This window comes from Bradyrhizobium sp. USDA 4341, assembly GCF_054063755.1.
Window position 1 is genome coordinate 9,755,727 of sequence record NZ_JBSSGO010000002.1, and the last position, 15,928, is coordinate 9,771,654.

Below are 15,928 nucleotides of genomic sequence, written 5' to 3' on the forward strand. Positions count from 1 at the left end.
GAGCTGGATTGCGTGACTACGTGTGCGCCACGAACCAATCACCTCAAGAGGAAATCCAAATGTCCCAAGGAAACGCCCAAGGAAAGCGCATCGTTCTGGCCTCGCGTCCGCACGGCGAGCCCACGCCGGCCAATTTCAGGCTTGAGGACTACACGCCGCCGACGCCAGGCGCGGGCGAAGTGCTGCTCCGCACCATCTGGCTGTCGCTCGATCCCTATATGCGCGGCCGCATGGCCGACGGTCCGTCGTATGCCGCACCGGTGCCGGTCGGCGGCGTGATGGAAGGCGGCACGGTGAGCGAGGTGATCGCGTCCAACAATCCCGCCTTTGCCAAGGGCGATATCGTGCTGTCGCGCGCGGGCTGGCAGACGCATGTGCTGTCCGACGGCAAGGGGCTCGCCAAGATCGATCCGAAGATCGCGCCGATCTCGACCGCGGTCGGTGTGCTCGGTATGCCCGGCATGACCGCCTATACGGGACTGCTCGAGATCGGCAAGCCGCAGGCGGGCGAGACGGTGGTGGTTGCGGCTGCGTCCGGCGCCGTCGGCTCGGCGGTCGGGCAGATCGCGAAGATCAAGGGCGCGCGGGCGATCGGCATCGCCGGCGGCAAGGACAAATGCGCCTACGTCAAGAACGAGCTCGGCTTCGACGAGTGCCTCGATCACCGCGATCCCAATCTTGCGGCGAAGCTCAAGGATGCCTGCCCGAAGGGCATCGACGTCTATTTCGAGAATGTCGGCGGCGCGGTGTTCGACGCGGTGTTTCCGCTGCTCAATGCGTTCGCGCGGATTCCGGTGTGCGGCCTGATCGCGCATTACAACGACACCGAGGCGCACGCCCCGAAATGGGCCGGCGCGATGATGCGCAACATCCTGACCAAGCGGCTGACCTTCCGCGGCTTCATCGTCAGCGACTTCGCTGCCATGCATGGCGACTTCCTGCGCGACATGTCGCAATGGGTGCGCGAGGGCAAGGTCAAGTACAAGGAGTTCGTGACCGAGGGCCTGGACAGCGCGCCGGAGGCCTTCATGGGCCTGCTCAAGGGCGCCAATTTCGGCAAGCAGCTGGTCCGGATCGGGCCGGATAAGGCCTGAGCGATAGCGTTTTCGAGCGAAGCCTGTCCCGGACTTGATCCGGGATGGGCACCGGTTCACGTGAAGAAAACGCGTCAAAACGAGGCATTCCAGCTCCCGTTCCCCGCAACAGAGTATCAAAAACGCCACAATGGCGGGCTTTTGGGGGCTTTTCGGCCCCCATTTGCTTGACGGGGACCCGGAGCAGTTGATTCAATATGGCTATATTTCAGGTGTAGCCATGGTTTTTGAAGCTATTGTTTCCGGGGTCATTCTCCTCGCCCTCGGCTATTGGGCGACGATGTTCGTCATGGGCCGCCGCGACGACGTCTTGCATGGAAAATTTGTCGAGGACGAGCCGGCCGCCGAGCCGGTCCGCTTCATGCCGCAGGTGCCGCGCATGCGGGCCACGCCGGCGGCGGCACAGCCGAACAAGGACTCGCTGCAGGCGCTGCTCACGGTCATCAAGCAAGATCTGCACGACGCGGCGCGGAGCTGAGACGGCTCACGCCGGCTGCTTGCCGAGCAGCATGTCGAGGTCGACATCGACCTGACCCTTGGCCCTGATGTGGCGCACTTCAAAGCTGTCCGGCTGGAAGCGGTACTCGACGAGACCGGTTTCCTTGATGCCGATCACTTCCTGCCTCGCATCTGAGATGATGAAGCCGGCCGAGGGCGCCCAGATCTGTCTGACATGCTCGAACGTGTAATCGCGGCGCTGGTGCACGTGGCCGCTGCCGACCAGGCGCCAATCGACCTTGCCGAACATCTCGATCAGACGGCGGCGCGCCGGCTGCGGCACGAAGCGGATCGCGGTCTCGACGCGCTCGGCATCGTAGGGCACGTCGAGGTAGAGCGGCTTGTGCAGGAACAGCGCGACCGGTCTGCCGACGGCCTTGTCGAGCACCGAGGCGAGCCAATCGAACTGCGCGGCCTCGCTGTCGAGGCCGGTGTTCATAATCAGCGAATTGAGGCCGATGAAGCACCAGCCGGCGGCGTCGAAATGCCAGCGATCCTCGCCGAGCACCGAGGTGAAGGCGCGGCGCGTCTCTTCGGTCGGCAGTTGCGTCGGGACCGGGCCGACCGCGGTCGGATTGTCGCCGATGTCGTGATTGCCCGGCAGATAGAGGCAATTGACCGGCAGCGCGCTGTGCAGTTCCTTGGCGAACACCAGATCGTCGCGGCTGGTCGGCCCATCGAACGCGACGTCGCCGGAGTTGAGCACGAGATCGGGACGCGTCGCGTCGATGTGCTCGCTGACGCGATGAAAGTTGTCGACGAGCGGCTTGAAGCGACGCGCGAGGTGGGTGTCGGAGATTTGGGTCAGGCGAAACTGGGGCATGCATCGATCCTTTCGGCCGAATTATAGTGTCGGCGCGAAGTCGGAACGATGACGATTTCAGTGTGTTCTTCGCTGCTCTGTTTGATGCGTTGTTTGATGTCTTGTTTGATCCGGCGGCGCAGGTCGCTAGATCGCAAGCTGCTTATCCGCGCGGATGGGCAGGGCAGGCGGACCGCCGCGACCTCCGAGCAGTCCGGCGTTCGGCGGGTTTGTTCCCGTCACGGCCGGCGCTGCGTTGAGCCCGAGATAGGCGAGCGCCTCGTGTCCCATGTCGTAGGCGGCATAGCCGAGCAGGCTGAGCACCAGCGCCGTGGCGAGGCTGTGCCTGACGATGTCGCGCGTCGAGCGATAGCCGCTGCGGAAATAAACCGAGAGCAGGATGGCGACCAGGAGCGCAGCGGCGACGCCGGCGAGCCCCGACAGCACCATGCCGAGTCCGCCATCCGCCGCGTCGTCGAACCAGCCGATGCCGGGGTCGATCGCCTTCAATAGGGAGGTGAGGAGATCGCCGAGGCTCGCGGCTGCCAGGGCCGCGCCGTCCAGGATCGGGGTGATGATGCCCATCGCGTCAGCCGTGAGGAACTGAAACCGCCATTATTCTCGGGAGTTGGTCACCCGGGCTCGGATGATGGTTCAACGGGTTACCCAGGCGCGTTATTGGCGCGCTTCATTGTCAGGAGCGGCCGTGGCGGCTAAGAGGGCGGCCGGACGCCCGGCTTAAGGGAGATTCTTGATGTCGGTTCAAATGGTTCTGCTGCCGGTCTTCATCCAGATTGGACTCACCTTCGCGCTTCTGCTTGGGATGGCCACGCTGCGCACGCGGACGCTGGCGAGCGGTGAGACCAAGATGGCCGATATCGCGCTGCGCCAGCCGAACTGGCCGGAGCGCGCCACCCAGCTCGGCAATTGCTTCGCCAACCAGTTCGAGCTGCCGGTGCTGTTCTATGTCCTGATCGCCATTGCGCTGCCGCTGCGCCGTGCCGATCTGTTCATCGTGCTGATGTCCTGGGTTTTCGTGGTGACGCGGTTTGCCCATGCCGGGATATTCGTCACCTCCAACGACGTGCGGCCGCGCTCGCTCGCCTGGTTCGCCGGCGTGCTGGTGCTGGCGGCGATGTGGCTGTATTTCGCGCTCAAGCTCCTGCTGTTGATCTGATGCGCCCAACCGAAAGAGATCGATGACCCCCGCTGCACGGCTTTCCGCCGCGATCGAGCTGATCGCTACCATCGACGCACAGCGCATTCCCGCGGCGAAAGCGCTGAAGGAATGGGGCACCGCGCACCGCTATGCCGGCTCCGGCGATCGCGCCGCGATCTCCGGCCTGATCTGGGACGTGCTGCGCCGGCAATCCTCCGCGGCCTATCTGATGGACGATGCCAGCCCCCGGTCGCGGGTGCTCGGCATGCTCAAGCTCGAGCGCGGCATGGACGTCCCGACGATCTCGGCGCTGTGCGACGGCAGCCGCTTTGCGCCGGATCCGCTGACCGCGGCCGAGGAGGCCGCGTTGGCCTCGCGCTCGCTCAAGGATGCGCCGGCGCATGTCGCGGGTGACTATCCGGACTGGTTCGACCCGTATCTGGCAAAAGTGTTCGGCGATGACCGCGCAGCGGAGGCGACCGCGATGGCGAGCCGCGCGCCGCTCGATCTGCGCGTCAACACGCTGCGCGGCAAGCGCGAGAAGGTGCTGCCGCGATTGTCGTATCTCGGCGCCAAGGAAACACCGTGGTCGCCGCTCGGCCTGCGCATCGAGCTCGGCGCCGACGCGCGCAATCCCGGCATCCATGCCGAGGAGGATTTCATCAAGGGCGCCATCGAAGTCCAGGACGAGGGCTCGCAGCTCGCCGCGCTGTTCTCGGCGGCCAAGCCCGGCGAGCAGGTGATCGATCTCTGCGCCGGCGCCGGCGGCAAGACGCTGGCGCTGGCCGCAATGATGGACGGCAAGGGCCGGCTGATCGCGACCGACAGCGACAAGCGCCAGCTCGTGCCGATCCATGAGCGGCTGTCACGCGCCGGCGTGCACAATTGCGATGTGCGCACGCCGCGCGGCGAGGAGGAGGTGCTGTCCGACATCAAGGCCTCCGCCGACCTCGTGCTGATCGACGCGCCGTGCACCGGCACCGGCACCTGGCGCCGCAATCCCGACGCCAAATGGCGCATGCGCCCCGGCGCGCTCGAGGTGCGGCTGAAGGATCAGGCCGAGGTGCTGGCGCGCGCCGCGCCGCTGGTGAAGAGCGGCGGCCGCATCGCCTACATCACCTGCTCGGTGCTGTCGGAGGAGAACGGCGAGCAGGTCAAGGCGTTCATCGCGCGGCATCCGGAGTTTTCGGTGCAGCCGCCGGAGCAGACCGCATCGGTGTTGTGGGACAAGGCCGAGCCATTTGCGGAAGCCGCGTTGCAATCGGCGGAGGGCCTGCTGATGACGCCGCGCCGCACCGGCACGGACGGGTTCTTCGTCTCGGTGCTGAAGAAGGCGTGAGGCCTTCTCCGCCGTCATTGCGAGGAGCTCGCGACAAAATTGCGAAGCAATTTTGCGCTGTAGCGACGAAGCAATCCATGGCTCCGCACGTGCGGCACGATGGATTGCTTCGTTCCGCTCGCAATGACGGGTTGAGTATCTACGCTTCGGAACACACACCCGCCGGCACCGGCGTCCTGCTCACCACAATGACCCAGTACAGCAGCGCGCAGGTGCTGATCGCAGCGCCCAGCGCGCAGACGCCGAGCCAGCCGGCGGCGGCATAGGCCATCGTCGAAGCGATCGCGCCGAGTCCGCTGCCGACCGAGTAGAACACCATGTAGACGCCGATCAGGCGGCTCGACGCCTCTGGGCGCGCCGCAACGATCAGGCTCTGGTTGGTGACGTGGACGGCCTGCACCGCGAAGTCGATCATGACGACGCCGGCGAGCACCAGCCACAGCGAAGCGTGCAGGCAGGCGATCGGCGCCCAGCCGGCGAGCATCAGCAGCAGCGACAATCCGGTGGTGCGCTGGCCCCAGCCGCGATCGGCGAGGCGGCCCGAATTGCGCGCCGCCAGCGCGCCGGCGAGGCCGGCAATGCCGAGCATGCCGATCGCGGTGTGCGACAGCGACAGTGGCGGCGCGGCGAGCGGCAGCACGACCGAGCTCCAGAAAGCGCTGAAGCTCGCGAAAATCAGGAACGCGAATACGGCGCGCTCGCGCAGCACCGGCTCCTCGGCGAACAGCGCGGCCGTCGAGCGCAACAGCTTTGCATAGGATGATCCGGTCAGCGCCCGCGGCGGCTGCCGCGGCAGCACATGGGCGAGCAGCGCGGCCATCGCGAGCATCAGCACCGCCGAGGTCAGGTAGACCATGCGCCATCCGCCGATGTCGGCCAGCGTGCCCGAGGCGAAGCGGGCGAGCAGGATGCCCGACACGACGCCGCTTTGAATGGTGCCGATGGTCTGGCCGCGCTCGGCCGGCGAGGCCGATGTCGCGGCGAAGGCGACGATCACCTGGATCACGACGGCGAGCAGCCCGACCAGTGCCATTCCGCCAAACAGCACGATCGCGTTCGGCGCGGTGCCGACCACGACGAGCGCGCCCGCGGACAGCATGATCTGGCCGACGATCAGCTTGCGGCGGTCCAAGAGGTCGCCGAGCGGCACGATCAGCATCAGGCCGAAGGCGAGGCCGACCTGGGTCAGCGTCACCACGATGCCGATCGCGGCGGGGGTAATGCCGAGGTCCTGCGCCATGGTGTCGAGCAGCGGTTGGGCGGAATAGATGTTGGCGACGCTCAGCCCGCAGGCGACCGCAAACAGCAGCACGATCGCGGGCGAAAGCGCGCCTGCCTTGGTGTCGCGGGGCTTGCCGTCCGTCTTGTGATCGCCCGTGGCCGGCCCGGCCTCCGTCATGGTCTGGTTCGTCATCTTGGCTCCGCTGCAATTCGCAATCTGGTCTTATCATGAGACCAGTTGCATCGCGGCCTGTCTAGTCCTATTTTAAGACCAGTTCGGAATCGTGATCGAGAGGAGGTGGAGCGCGATGCAGCGGACCGGATTCGCAAAGGCGGACTGCCCGGTGGCCCGCGCGCTGGATGCGATCGGCGACTGGTGGTCGCTGTTGATCGTGCGCGACGCGTTCGACGGCCTGCGCCGGTTCGGCGACTTCCAGAAGAACCTCGGCATCGCCAAGGGCATGCTGACGGCGCGGCTGCGCAAGCTGGTCGAAACCGGCGTGCTCGAGCAGGTGGCGGCGTCGGACGGCAGCGCCTACCTCGAATATGTGCTGACGAAGCGGGGCCACGACCTGTTCCCGATCGTGGTCTCCTTGAGGCAATGGGGCGAGGCGCATCTCTATGCGCGCGGCGAAGCGCATTCGGTGCTGCTGGACCAGGCCGGGCAGGCGGTCGGGCAACTCGTGCTGCCGTCGAAGAGCGGCAAGCCGCTGAGCTGGGCGGACACCAAGGTGAGGAAGGTTGCGGCGCGGAGGCGGTGAGCGGCGCTGCGCGAAGAGGAGCTCCCTCCACGTCATTGCGAGGAGCGAAGCGACGAAGCAATCCATCGCTCCGCATATGCGGAGAAGTGGATTGCTTCGTGGAGCCTGTCATCCGGCGGCGCTTCGCGCCGACCGGGTGGCTCGCAATGACGAGGATGGAGCCGGGCTGTCGCCCTTCGAGACGGTCGCTTCGCGACCTCCTCCAGCGACAAAGGCGAAGCCTTTGCGCGGGGGGTGACGGGAGAGAGTAGAGGCTATCAATCCACAATAAACAGCGTCGCACCCGTCGTGGTCGACGAGCGGTGCGCGGCGTCGCCGAAATCGGAGACCTGGTAGCTCATGCCCGGCTTCAGCGTGAATTTGCGGCCGTCGCGCAGCTCGGTGTCGAGCTCACCCGTGACGACAAAGAGCACATGGCCGCGATCGCACCAGTGATCGGCGAGATAGCCCGGCGAATATTCGACCATCCGCACCCGCAGATCGCCGATGTCGAGCGTGCGCCACAACGCTTGCCCGGCCTCGCCGGGATGCACTGAAGGTTCGACGTTGCTCCAGTCGGTGACCGTGAAGGGCAGGGTCGGGATTTTCATGGGCGCGGATCCTGGTGTTTGGCTCATTCTACGCCTCTGCATCCACAAATACTGGCGTCATCCCCGCGCAACGGCTTCGCCGTTGTCGCTGGAGGTGCGCGTCGAGCGGTGCGCAAGCAGCGCTCGACGGGCCTCGAAGGATGGTCGGAGCCGGGCCGTCGCCCTTCGAGGCTCGCTCCGCTCGCACCTCAGGGTGACGGATTACTGCACGCTGCTGCGCTCACCCCACCAGATGGTTCGCCGAGCCCTGCCGGATCTTGCCTTCGACATCGAGCCTCAGATACTCGCAGATCTTCCTGCCGCGTTCGTTCTGGTAGAACACGACGACGCTGTCCGGCGAGACATAGAGGTCGATCAGGTCGAAGTGCAGCTCGGGCAGCTTGGCGAGCGCGGCGCTCCAATAGGCGCGGAGCTGCGCCTTGCCGCGCACGGTGCCGGAGGGGCCGAAGCCGAACGCCGGGATCCGGTCCGAGGTCATTTCGGTATCTTCCGAATACATCGCCAGCACGCGCTCGAGATCGCGCGCGTTCCAGGCGGCGATCCAGTCGCGGCCGAGCGCTAAGAGGCGCGACGGCTCGTGAAAATCCGGCATGAGTTTCCTCCTTGTTGCTTATGGCCAAATTAGGTCAATAATACTGACCCATATAGATTTGTCCATGCCCAAAGAAGAATGTGGGAGCCCCGGAGAGCGCGGTTGCGGGGGCGGGCCGTGTCGCGTATCTGCTTGCCATGACAGCCCAGCACACAGACCGTGAATCGTCGGCGCCCTCCGTGGCCTCGGCGCATGACAAGATTCTGATTGTCGATTTCGGCAGCCAGGTGACGCAACTGATCGCCCGCCGCGTCCGCGAGATGGGCGTCTATTCCGAGATCGTGCCGTTCCAGAAGGCGGAGGCCGCTTTCAAGGAGATGAAGCCGAAGGCGGTGATCCTCTCCGGCGGGCCTGAGTCCGTGCATGAAACCGGTTCGCCGCGCGCGCCGCAGTTGATCTTCGAATCAGGCGTTCCCGTGCTCGGCATCTGCTACGGCCAGATGACGCTGGCGGCCCAGCTCGGCGGCGAGGTCGAAGGCGGGCACCACCGCGAATTCGGCCGCGCCGATGTCGAGGTGAAGACCGACAGCCAGCTGTTCGACGGCGTCTGGGGCCACGGCGAGAAGCACCAGGTGTGGATGAGCCATGGCGACCGCATCACCAAGATGCCGCCCGGCTTCTCGGTGGCCGGCACCTCGCCGAACGCGCCGTTCGCGATCATCCAGGACGAGAAGCGCAAATATTACGGGCTGATGTTCCATCCCGAGGTGGTGCACACGCCCGATGGCGCAAAACTCTTGCGCAACTTCGTGCGCAAGGTCGCAGGGCTGACCGGCGACTGGACCATGCGCGCCTTCCGCGAGGAGGCGATCGAGAAGATCCGCGCCCAGGTCGGCCAGGGCAAGGTGATCTGCGGCCTCTCCGGCGGCGTCGATTCTGCTGTGGCGGCGGTCTTGATTCACGAGGCGATCGGCGACCAGCTCACCTGCGTGTTCGTCGATCACGGCCTGCTGCGGCTCGACGAGGCCAGGACCGTCGTCGACCTGTTCCGCAACCACTACAACATCCCGCTGGTCCATGTGGACGCGTCGAAAGAGTTTCTCGGCGAGCTCGCAGGCGTCACCGACCCCGAGGTGAAGCGCAAGACCATCGGGCGTCTGTTCATCGACGTGTTCGAGGCGGAGGCCAAGAAGATCGGCGGCGCGCAGTTCCTGGCGCAGGGCACGCTGTATCCCGACGTGATCGAGAGTGTCTCCTTCACCGGCGGCCCGTCGGTGACCATCAAGTCGCACCACAATGTCGGCGGCCTTCCGGCCCGCATGAACATGAAGCTGGTCGAACCCTTGCGCGAATTGTTCAAGGACGAGGTGCGCGTGCTCGGCCGCGAGCTCGGCCTGCCCGAAGTCTTCGTCGGCCGCCACCCGTTCCCGGGCCCGGGCCTTGCGATCCGCTGTCCCGGCGACATCACCAGGGAGAAGCTCGACATCCTGCGTAACGCGGATGCGGTCTATATCGACCAGATCCGCAAGCACGGCCTCTATGATGCGATCTGGCAGGCCTTCGCCGTGCTGCTGCCGGTGAAGACCGTCGGCGTGATGGGCGACGGCCGCACCTACGAATACGTCGTCGGCCTGCGCGCCGTCACCTCGACCGACGGCATGACCGCCGACTTCTACCAGTTCGACATGAAGTTCTTAGGCGAGACCGCGACGCGCATCATCAACGAGGTGAAGGGCGTGAACCGGGTGGTGTACGACGTGACGTCTAAGCCGCCGGGGACGATTGAGTGGGAGTAGGGGGCAGGCGGCGCGAGCGCCGTTTTCTAGCGCCACTGGCTATCGGTCCGAACTAGTTTGGCGGCGCCGTTCTGCGACCATCTCGGCCGCCGCGATCCCCGATATTGGGCTGTTATTTCGGTGGCTACTACAGACAGGACGAAGGCACGTGTCAGAAAACTTCAATTACGTCTCCTTCGGAAACCGGGACTATGTCGAGGGGGTGGTCGACGTCATCGAAATGAGCCGGGGACGTATGTTCGAACATACGCCCACGGAAATCGAGAAGCGGCTTGACGATCTCGGCCCAACGTCGATCTCTTTCTTAGAGAAATTGCCCACCTTCCTCTGTAGCGAGATCGACCGTTCTGGCGATGCGCCTTCGATGGCAATCAAATACGGGCGGATTGAAAATACAAAGTCAGACCGGAAGGAAGTTTCGACGGTCTTCAAGACGCTTATTGACCTTGGTGAAGTCCAATTCCCTTCTGTCGAGCATGCCCAAGAGATCTTCGGCGTTGATCGTTTTCAGCTTTACCGTACGCATTGGGCGGTTCGGAAAGGTAACGCTCAGGAAATTCTGAGAAAGCTAGCAGAACTGAAGCCGGATGTTTCACCTACAATCGCGGGATTCCTGGCGCCGGACTTGATCGGCGAGCAAGCTGAACCGCCGCCGCGCGCAAAGAAAACAATCGGCGTAGCCGATAGCGTGGAAGCCTTTCTGCAACTGCTGTACGGCTTGCCAGCCAAGGGACCGACCGAGACATTCTTCCGCGGGCATGAAGATGCGCGGTTTGAGTTGACGCCGTCTTTGCTGCGGAAATCTCCGGACGGAGCATGGCAGTTTATGCCAAATGAGGATCGGCTCTGTAAGGAATTGCTAATCGCCCACTATGACGACTTCCAAAGTGATCAGTATTGTTTCGACCGTCTCGTTCGCATGCAGCACTACGGGTTGCCGACCCGTCTTCTTGATATCTCAGGAAACCCCTTGGTTGCATTGTTCTTTGCGTGCTACTCCGGATCGAATCTGCTAGATATCGATGGCGAAGTCATTGTATTTCGAGTGTCGTCAGACAAGGTTATCCTTCGCTCAATTGGGCGAGCACTACAATAAATCAGGTACTGAGGCTTTGACGGCTCGTACCAAGAACGCCAAGAGTGTTTTGGTCATTGGGTCGAGAAACGAATTCTCACGTTCGCGTGGGATTCGAGAAGAGAACATTATGCGCGATACGTTCGAACTCTTCCGTCGTGAAATTCGTAGCATCGATATCGTGACATTTGATGAGCTACTTGAGCGCGCTCGCTTCATAACACGGAGCAAATAGCCGCCCCGATAGTTGCCGGCCCGCTACAATGCGGCCGCTCAAGGGACTGAGTTGCCTCGACGCAAATCAAATTCCGCTCCACCACCTGCGACAAATCACCCCGACGGGCAACTCAGCAAAACCTGTCAATCCGCGAATAAGAAAATATTCCGCTTGGCGTTTGACCCAACTCAGCTGTTCAATATGCGCGTCTCACCCGACACGAGGGGCGGATCGCGATCGTCACGAACGCGGGTCGAGATGCGGTGGACGCTGAGTGCGCAACTGACGAGTGCGCGCGGATAGCGGACGGTGAAGTCGTGTGGTCCTGACGCCCTACTGGTAGGTGTCTTCTCGCATTGCGCAATGCGCGTGCGAGGGCGGTGACAAAAAAGCCCAGTCTCGCCGGGGAGAGCACGAAGTAAGCCGCACAACCATCGCGCAGGGAAGGCCGGGATGTTCCCGGTTACACCTGTGGTCCTACCCCCGAGCTTTCTACCCATTGCTCGGGGCCCATGGGTGCGATCGGCACCCGGTCTTCCCTGCGCCCTCTGTTAGAAGCGAGGGCGAGACGAAGCGCGAAACTCGGACAGATCATGTCGCGAGATCGCGGACGTTCATGCTGTTTGAACTGTGAATATTGCGGCTTGGGCGAATCCTGGGTCATCGATAGCAGTAGATGGCCGACGTCGTAGGATCATAACTCGGGTCAGATCACACGGTCGTCGATCGATCACTGCTCCTTCTTGAACAAATCCTGGAAGATGAGCGGGCCCCAAATGCGGCCGCGTGCGTGCACCAGCGCGCCGCCCTCGTTGAGCTTTCCCAGCTTGACGGGTGCGAACCCGAGTTGCCTGGCCAAGGCCGCTACCGGAGCGATCGCGTCCTCGTCGTCACCAGACAGAAAGATCACCCGGTGGCCGCCCTCGACGATCGGATCGGCGGCCAGCTTGGCCGCGCCCAGATGATTGAAACCTTTCACGAGCTTGGCGCCGGCGAAAGCCTTCGCGACGAAGGCGGAGGACGGGAGACCGTGCAGCTCTTCAGGGACCGGAAACGCGTTCATCGCGTCGATGATCGTCTTGCCTGTCCAGCTCGGCAGGGCCTTCGCAACCTCGCGATGCTCCCCGAACGGGACCGCCAGGATGATGGTGTCGGCCTCGAGTGCATCCCGCAGCGACTTGGCGACAACCGTGGGTCCAATCGCCAGAGCCTGCGGCGCCAACGCCTCGGGCGGCCGGCGGCTCGCGACGGTCACCTCGATGTTCTTGCGGGCGAAGGCGTGGGCGAGGGCCTGGCCTATCTTTCCGAATCCTACAATCGCGTAGCTCATGATGCTTCTCCGATCCCCAGTTGGTCTTGATTGCCCGCGTTCAAATGGCCGAGAAGCCGCCGTCGACAGACAACTCCACGCCATTCACGAAGCTGGAAGCGTCTGAAGCAAGGAACAGCGCGGCCGCGGCAATTTCCTCAGGGCGACCCATCGTTCCCCGCGGGATCAGGGATTCGAACATCCGCTTCGCCTCCTCGGTGAGAACCTGGTCCTGCATCGGCGTGGCGATCGGCCCCGGGTGCAGCACGTTCACCCGGATATTCCGGCCTTTCAGTTCGTTGAGCCAACCGCGTGCGAATGCGTGCAACGTCGCCTTGCTCGCCGCATACACGCTGTAACCAGGAAAGCCTTTGATCGAAGCAACTGACCCGGTCATGAAGATCGATCCGCCATCGTTGAACAGCGGCAACGCCTTCTGGACCGTAAACAGCGTGCCGCGCGCATTCAGGTTGAAGGTCGCATCGAAATGCTGCTCGGTAATCTCGCCCAGTGGGACGGCTTCGCCGACGCCGGCGCTCGCGTACAGGACGTCGATCCTGCCCTTTTCCCGCTTGACCGTGTCGAACAGACGGTCGAGGTCGTCGAGATTGGCCGCGTCGCCGCGCACGCCGGTCACGTTCCGGCCTATCAGCCTGACGGCCTCGTCGAGCGCCTCCTGCCTCCGGCCCGTGATGAAAACATAGGCGCCTTCTTCAACGAACCGCCTGGCGCTCGCCAGCGCCATGCCGCTCGATCCACCCGTGATGACTGCAACCTTACCTTCAAGCTTTCCCATGACTTCTCCTTCAAATTCCGTCCTTGGTCGTTCGGGGAGGCTCCCCGAGAACCTCGAAATGGGTCCGCCGGCGTCAGGCGTTGAGTGCGAAAGCGCGCACATCGGTGGTGCGAAATCGATCCGGCTGGATGAGTACGCCAGCCGCGACGATCGGTGTCCGCAGCTCGGAATTGGGCTGCGCTTGTCGGCATGGGCTATGATAACTGCCCGTGCTACCCACATACGGGATGCCGTTTGATGTATTGGACACAGGCTTTGGAAGGCACACCCCGCGGTGCCGGATTGCACCATGATCGACTGGGATGACGTTCGCTACTTTCTGGCCGTCGCGGGCGGAGGCTCGGTGCGAGCTGCCGCCGAGCGCCTCGGTGTGAACCACTCGACCGTGCTGCGACGCATCGCCCAGCTCGAGGAACGGCTCGGGGTGCACATGTTCGAAAAGCTGCCTTCGGGCTACCGCCTGACGGCCGCGGGCGAGGAGGTCCTCGAGTTCGCGGAGCAGATGGAAGCGTCGTCGCATCTGCTGGAGACGCGCGTTTTCGGGCGCGACCAGAGCGTGCGAGGGCTTCTGCGGGTGACGCTGGCGCCGCCGCTTGCGGCACACCTGCTGATGCCGGACTTCGCCGATTTCGCGCGTCTGCATCCGGACATCGAGATGGAAATCCTGTCGTTCGGCGAGCTGGCAAATCTGACCAACCGAGAGGCCGACGTCGCGATCCGCGTCGTCTACGACCGCAAAACCCTGCCGCTCAATCTTCACGGCCTGAAGGGACCGGAGCTGTTCGGCGGCGTCTACATGTCCCGCGATCGACTAGCCGCGTGGCGCGCCGGCGCGCCTGATCCGATCCGGTGGATCGTCATCAGCATTCATGGCATTCCGGATTGGGCCAGCGAGGGCGAGGTGCGCACCACGGGGGTTCCATTCAGGACCACGGACGCCGAGGCGCAGATCGTTGCTGTACGGCAAGGGCTCGGGATCACGACACTGCCGTGCTTCGTCGGAGATGCCGACCCCCTGCTGGTGAGGGTGCCGGGCACCGGCCTGCACATGTACGGGACGCTCTGGCTTCTCACACAGGGCGAGACACGCAAGACGAAGCGCGTGCGGCTCTTCACGGAATTCGTATCCCGCAGGCTCGCCGCGTACGCTCCGCTTCTCGCCGGGCTATCCATATCGCGCGACTGACGCGCGGTAGGTCGGCGATGGCGCTTGCCGAAATCTGGTCGGAAGCCGAGCTGCGATCGTTCCAGGCGCCATCGCGGTCAATCCCCCGTGCTGACGGTCGTCTTCGAGTGGGAGTAGGCGTCGCCGCCCCACTGCGGTTTGATGTTCGGACCATCTATGCCGGCAGAAGACCAGCGGCGCGATAGTTGTCGATCATCGAGTCGTAGAGCGAAATATCGGAGCGGCTTCTGGCGACGAGCTGCGCACCGGCAATTGCGGCGAAGATGGCGCGGGCCCGCTGTTCGCTCTTCCTCGAATTGACCAGGCCCGCGGCCACCAACAGCTTGCTCAGCCACGCCACGTTGACATCGGCAAAGGTCTGGACCTCCTTCCTCACCGCGTCCGGAAGATCGTCGACTTCCGCGGACATGAAGCTGCACAGGCACATGCGATTGTTGCTCTCGAGCGCTTTGCGAAACACATCGGGATATCGACGCAGGCAGCGGACAGGATCCGTCGCCTCTGCCAGCATCGACTCGAGTTGGACGGCGGTGTCCTCCCAGTATCGCCGCGCGACGGCTACGCCGAGATCGGCCTTGCTCGGGAAATGGTGATAGATGCTGGCCGCCTTGATCCCGACCTCGTCCGCGAGATCGCGGAAATTCAAGCCGCTGTAGCCGCGCGCCTGCGCGGTACGCTTTGCTGCCGCCAGGATGGCCTCCCGAGAGCTTGAACTCACTTCATCGCCTCACTGCTTCGTTACCTACCAAGTGATAGATAGACGTTGACCAGCCGGATTTGAAGGCTTCATATGAGGCCTACCAAGTGACAGGTAGACAAGGGTGTCATGATGAAGATTTACGATTGGCCAACCGGCCCATATCCGGCCCGCGTTCGCATCGCCCTGGCCGAGAAGAACCTGCGGTCGCACGTGCAGTTCGTCTTGGTCGATCTCTACAAGGGCGAGCACAAGAAGCCCGAATTCCTCGCCAAAAACTACTCGGGCACCCTGCCGGTGCTCGAACTCGATGACGGGATCTTCATTGGCGAGTGCACGGCCATTACCGAGTACCTTGACGCGCTCGGTGGCGCGCCGACGCTGACCGGCAGGACGCCGCGCGAAAAGGGCGTGATCCACATGATGAGCAAGCGCGCCGAACTCGAACTGCTCGACGCCATCAGTGTCTATTTCCACCACGCCACGCCGGGTCTTGGGCCTCATGTCGAGATCTATCAGAATCCCGAATGGGGATTCCGTCAGCGCGACAAGGCCCTCAGGGGGATGCACTATTTTGACGGCATTCTGAAAAGACAGCCGTTCGTCGCCGGCGAGGCGTTCACAATGGCCGATATCACCCTCATAGGCGGTTTGATCTTTGCGGGACTCGTAAACGTGCCGGTGCCGGTGGAGTGCGAGGCTCTTTCGGCATGGTATGCAAGGATGCAGGAGCGTCCTAGTGTCAAGAACCGGATAACGATGTCCGAGCCGATCGAGGCATCTTGATTGAAATCGTAGTCTGCGAACAACTGCTCGACCGGCAAGCATAGCCCGGATGGAACGACATCCTGGCGTT

Annotated in this window: 18 protein-coding genes; 10 read left to right on the forward strand and 8 right to left on the reverse strand. The window is 63.5% G+C overall.

Annotated features, from left to right (window positions below; all coding sequences use genetic code 11):
- Window positions 1-59 precede the first annotated feature (59 nt).
- Together ACVIGB_RS51105 and ACVIGB_RS51110 are read left to right on the forward strand one after the other, a co-directional pair.
- Complete coding sequence (locus tag ACVIGB_RS51105) at window positions 60-1,094, forward strand: NADP-dependent oxidoreductase (protein WP_456723518.1); 1,035 nt, start codon at window positions 60-62, stop codon at window positions 1,092-1,094.
- Window positions 1,095-1,314: 220 nt separating this feature from the next.
- Complete coding sequence (locus tag ACVIGB_RS51110) at window positions 1,315-1,572, forward strand: hypothetical protein (protein WP_456725240.1); 258 nt, start codon at window positions 1,315-1,317, stop codon at window positions 1,570-1,572.
- A gap of 6 nt (window positions 1,573-1,578) precedes the next feature.
- Here the strand turns inward: ACVIGB_RS51110 and ACVIGB_RS51115 are convergent, their stop codons facing one another.
- Window positions 1,579-2,415, reverse strand: coding sequence for a metallophosphoesterase family protein (locus ACVIGB_RS51115; RefSeq protein WP_456723517.1), 837 nt, complete (start codon window positions 2,413-2,415; stop codon window positions 1,579-1,581).
- A gap of 126 nt (window positions 2,416-2,541) precedes the next feature.
- On the reverse strand, window positions 2,542-2,979 hold the full coding sequence (locus ACVIGB_RS51120) for a hypothetical protein (RefSeq protein WP_456723516.1): 438 nt from the start codon (window positions 2,977-2,979) through the stop codon (window positions 2,542-2,544).
- Between the two features lie 169 nt (window positions 2,980-3,148).
- Between ACVIGB_RS51120 and ACVIGB_RS51125 the strand changes: the two genes are divergently transcribed.
- Together ACVIGB_RS51125 and ACVIGB_RS51130 are read left to right on the forward strand one after the other, a co-directional pair.
- On the forward strand, window positions 3,149-3,571 hold the full coding sequence (locus ACVIGB_RS51125) for an MAPEG family protein (protein ID WP_092113205.1): 423 nt from the start codon (window positions 3,149-3,151) through the stop codon (window positions 3,569-3,571).
- Between the two features lie 22 nt (window positions 3,572-3,593).
- On the forward strand, window positions 3,594-4,892 hold the full coding sequence (locus ACVIGB_RS51130) for an RsmB/NOP family class I SAM-dependent RNA methyltransferase (RefSeq protein ID WP_456723515.1): 1,299 nt from the start codon (window positions 3,594-3,596) through the stop codon (window positions 4,890-4,892).
- Between the two features lie 139 nt (window positions 4,893-5,031).
- On the opposite strand, the gene ACVIGB_RS51135 is transcribed toward ACVIGB_RS51130, so the two are convergent.
- Window positions 5,032-6,306 (reverse strand): MFS transporter, encoded by a 1,275-nt coding sequence (locus ACVIGB_RS51135; protein ID WP_456723514.1) that lies wholly within the window; start codon window positions 6,304-6,306, stop codon window positions 5,032-5,034.
- A gap of 115 nt (window positions 6,307-6,421) precedes the next feature.
- Between ACVIGB_RS51135 and ACVIGB_RS51140 the strand changes: the two genes are divergently transcribed.
- Window positions 6,422-6,874, forward strand: a complete 453-nt coding sequence (locus ACVIGB_RS51140; protein ID WP_092113213.1) for a winged helix-turn-helix transcriptional regulator — start codon at window positions 6,422-6,424, stop codon at window positions 6,872-6,874.
- Window positions 6,875-7,131: 257 nt separating this feature from the next.
- Here the strand turns inward: ACVIGB_RS51140 and ACVIGB_RS51145 are convergent, their stop codons facing one another.
- Entirely contained in the window at window positions 7,132-7,464 is a 333-nt protein-coding gene (locus tag ACVIGB_RS51145) for a DHCW motif cupin fold protein (RefSeq protein WP_456723513.1), read from the reverse strand.
- A gap of 220 nt (window positions 7,465-7,684) precedes the next feature.
- Window positions 7,685-8,056, reverse strand: a complete 372-nt coding sequence (locus tag ACVIGB_RS51150; protein ID WP_456723512.1) for a nuclear transport factor 2 family protein — start codon at window positions 8,054-8,056, stop codon at window positions 7,685-7,687.
- 137 nt (window positions 8,057-8,193) lie between these two features.
- On the opposite strand from ACVIGB_RS51150, the gene guaA reads away from it, so the two are divergent.
- From guaA to ACVIGB_RS51165, 3 genes are all read left to right on the forward strand, one after another.
- The gene (guaA, locus tag ACVIGB_RS51155; protein WP_456723511.1) at window positions 8,194-9,792 is read left to right on the forward strand and encodes a glutamine-hydrolyzing GMP synthase; all 1,599 of its coding nucleotides are present in this window, start codon (window positions 8,194-8,196) and stop codon (window positions 9,790-9,792) included.
- A gap of 148 nt (window positions 9,793-9,940) precedes the next feature.
- Window positions 9,941-10,888 carry an FRG domain-containing protein gene (locus ACVIGB_RS51160; RefSeq protein WP_456723510.1) on the forward strand — a complete coding sequence of 316 codons (948 nt, stop codon included), beginning with the start codon at window positions 9,941-9,943 and terminating at the stop codon, window positions 10,886-10,888.
- Entirely contained in the window at window positions 10,815-11,102 is a 288-nt protein-coding gene (locus tag ACVIGB_RS51165; RefSeq protein ID WP_456723509.1) for a Shedu anti-phage system protein SduA domain-containing protein, read from the forward strand. The genes ACVIGB_RS51160 and ACVIGB_RS51165 overlap by 74 nt, the downstream gene beginning before the upstream one ends.
- Before the next feature lie 712 nt (window positions 11,103-11,814).
- Here the strand turns inward: ACVIGB_RS51165 and ACVIGB_RS51170 are convergent.
- The gene (locus tag ACVIGB_RS51170) at window positions 11,815-12,414 is read right to left on the reverse strand and encodes an NADPH-dependent F420 reductase (protein WP_456723508.1); all 600 of its coding nucleotides are present in this window, start codon (window positions 12,412-12,414) and stop codon (window positions 11,815-11,817) included.
- Window positions 12,415-12,454: 40 nt separating this feature from the next.
- Window positions 12,455-13,189 carry an SDR family NAD(P)-dependent oxidoreductase gene (locus ACVIGB_RS51175; RefSeq protein WP_456725239.1) on the reverse strand — a complete coding sequence of 245 codons (735 nt, stop codon included), beginning with the start codon at window positions 13,187-13,189 and terminating at the stop codon, window positions 12,455-12,457.
- Between the two features lie 289 nt (window positions 13,190-13,478).
- Here ACVIGB_RS51175 and ACVIGB_RS51180 point away from each other — a divergent pair, with 289 nt between their 5' ends.
- Window positions 13,479-14,375, forward strand: a complete 897-nt coding sequence (locus ACVIGB_RS51180) for a LysR family transcriptional regulator (RefSeq protein ID WP_456723507.1) — start codon at window positions 13,479-13,481, stop codon at window positions 14,373-14,375.
- 154 nt (window positions 14,376-14,529) lie between these two features.
- On the opposite strand, the gene ACVIGB_RS51185 is transcribed toward ACVIGB_RS51180, so the two are convergent.
- Entirely contained in the window at window positions 14,530-15,093 is a 564-nt protein-coding gene (locus tag ACVIGB_RS51185) for a TetR/AcrR family transcriptional regulator (protein WP_456723506.1), read from the reverse strand.
- Between the two features lie 111 nt (window positions 15,094-15,204).
- On the opposite strand from ACVIGB_RS51185, the gene ACVIGB_RS51190 reads away from it, so the two are divergent.
- Window positions 15,205-15,858, forward strand: coding sequence for a glutathione S-transferase (locus tag ACVIGB_RS51190; RefSeq protein WP_456725238.1), 654 nt, complete (start codon window positions 15,205-15,207; stop codon window positions 15,856-15,858).
- The last annotated feature ends 70 nt before the right edge of the window (window positions 15,859-15,928 follow it).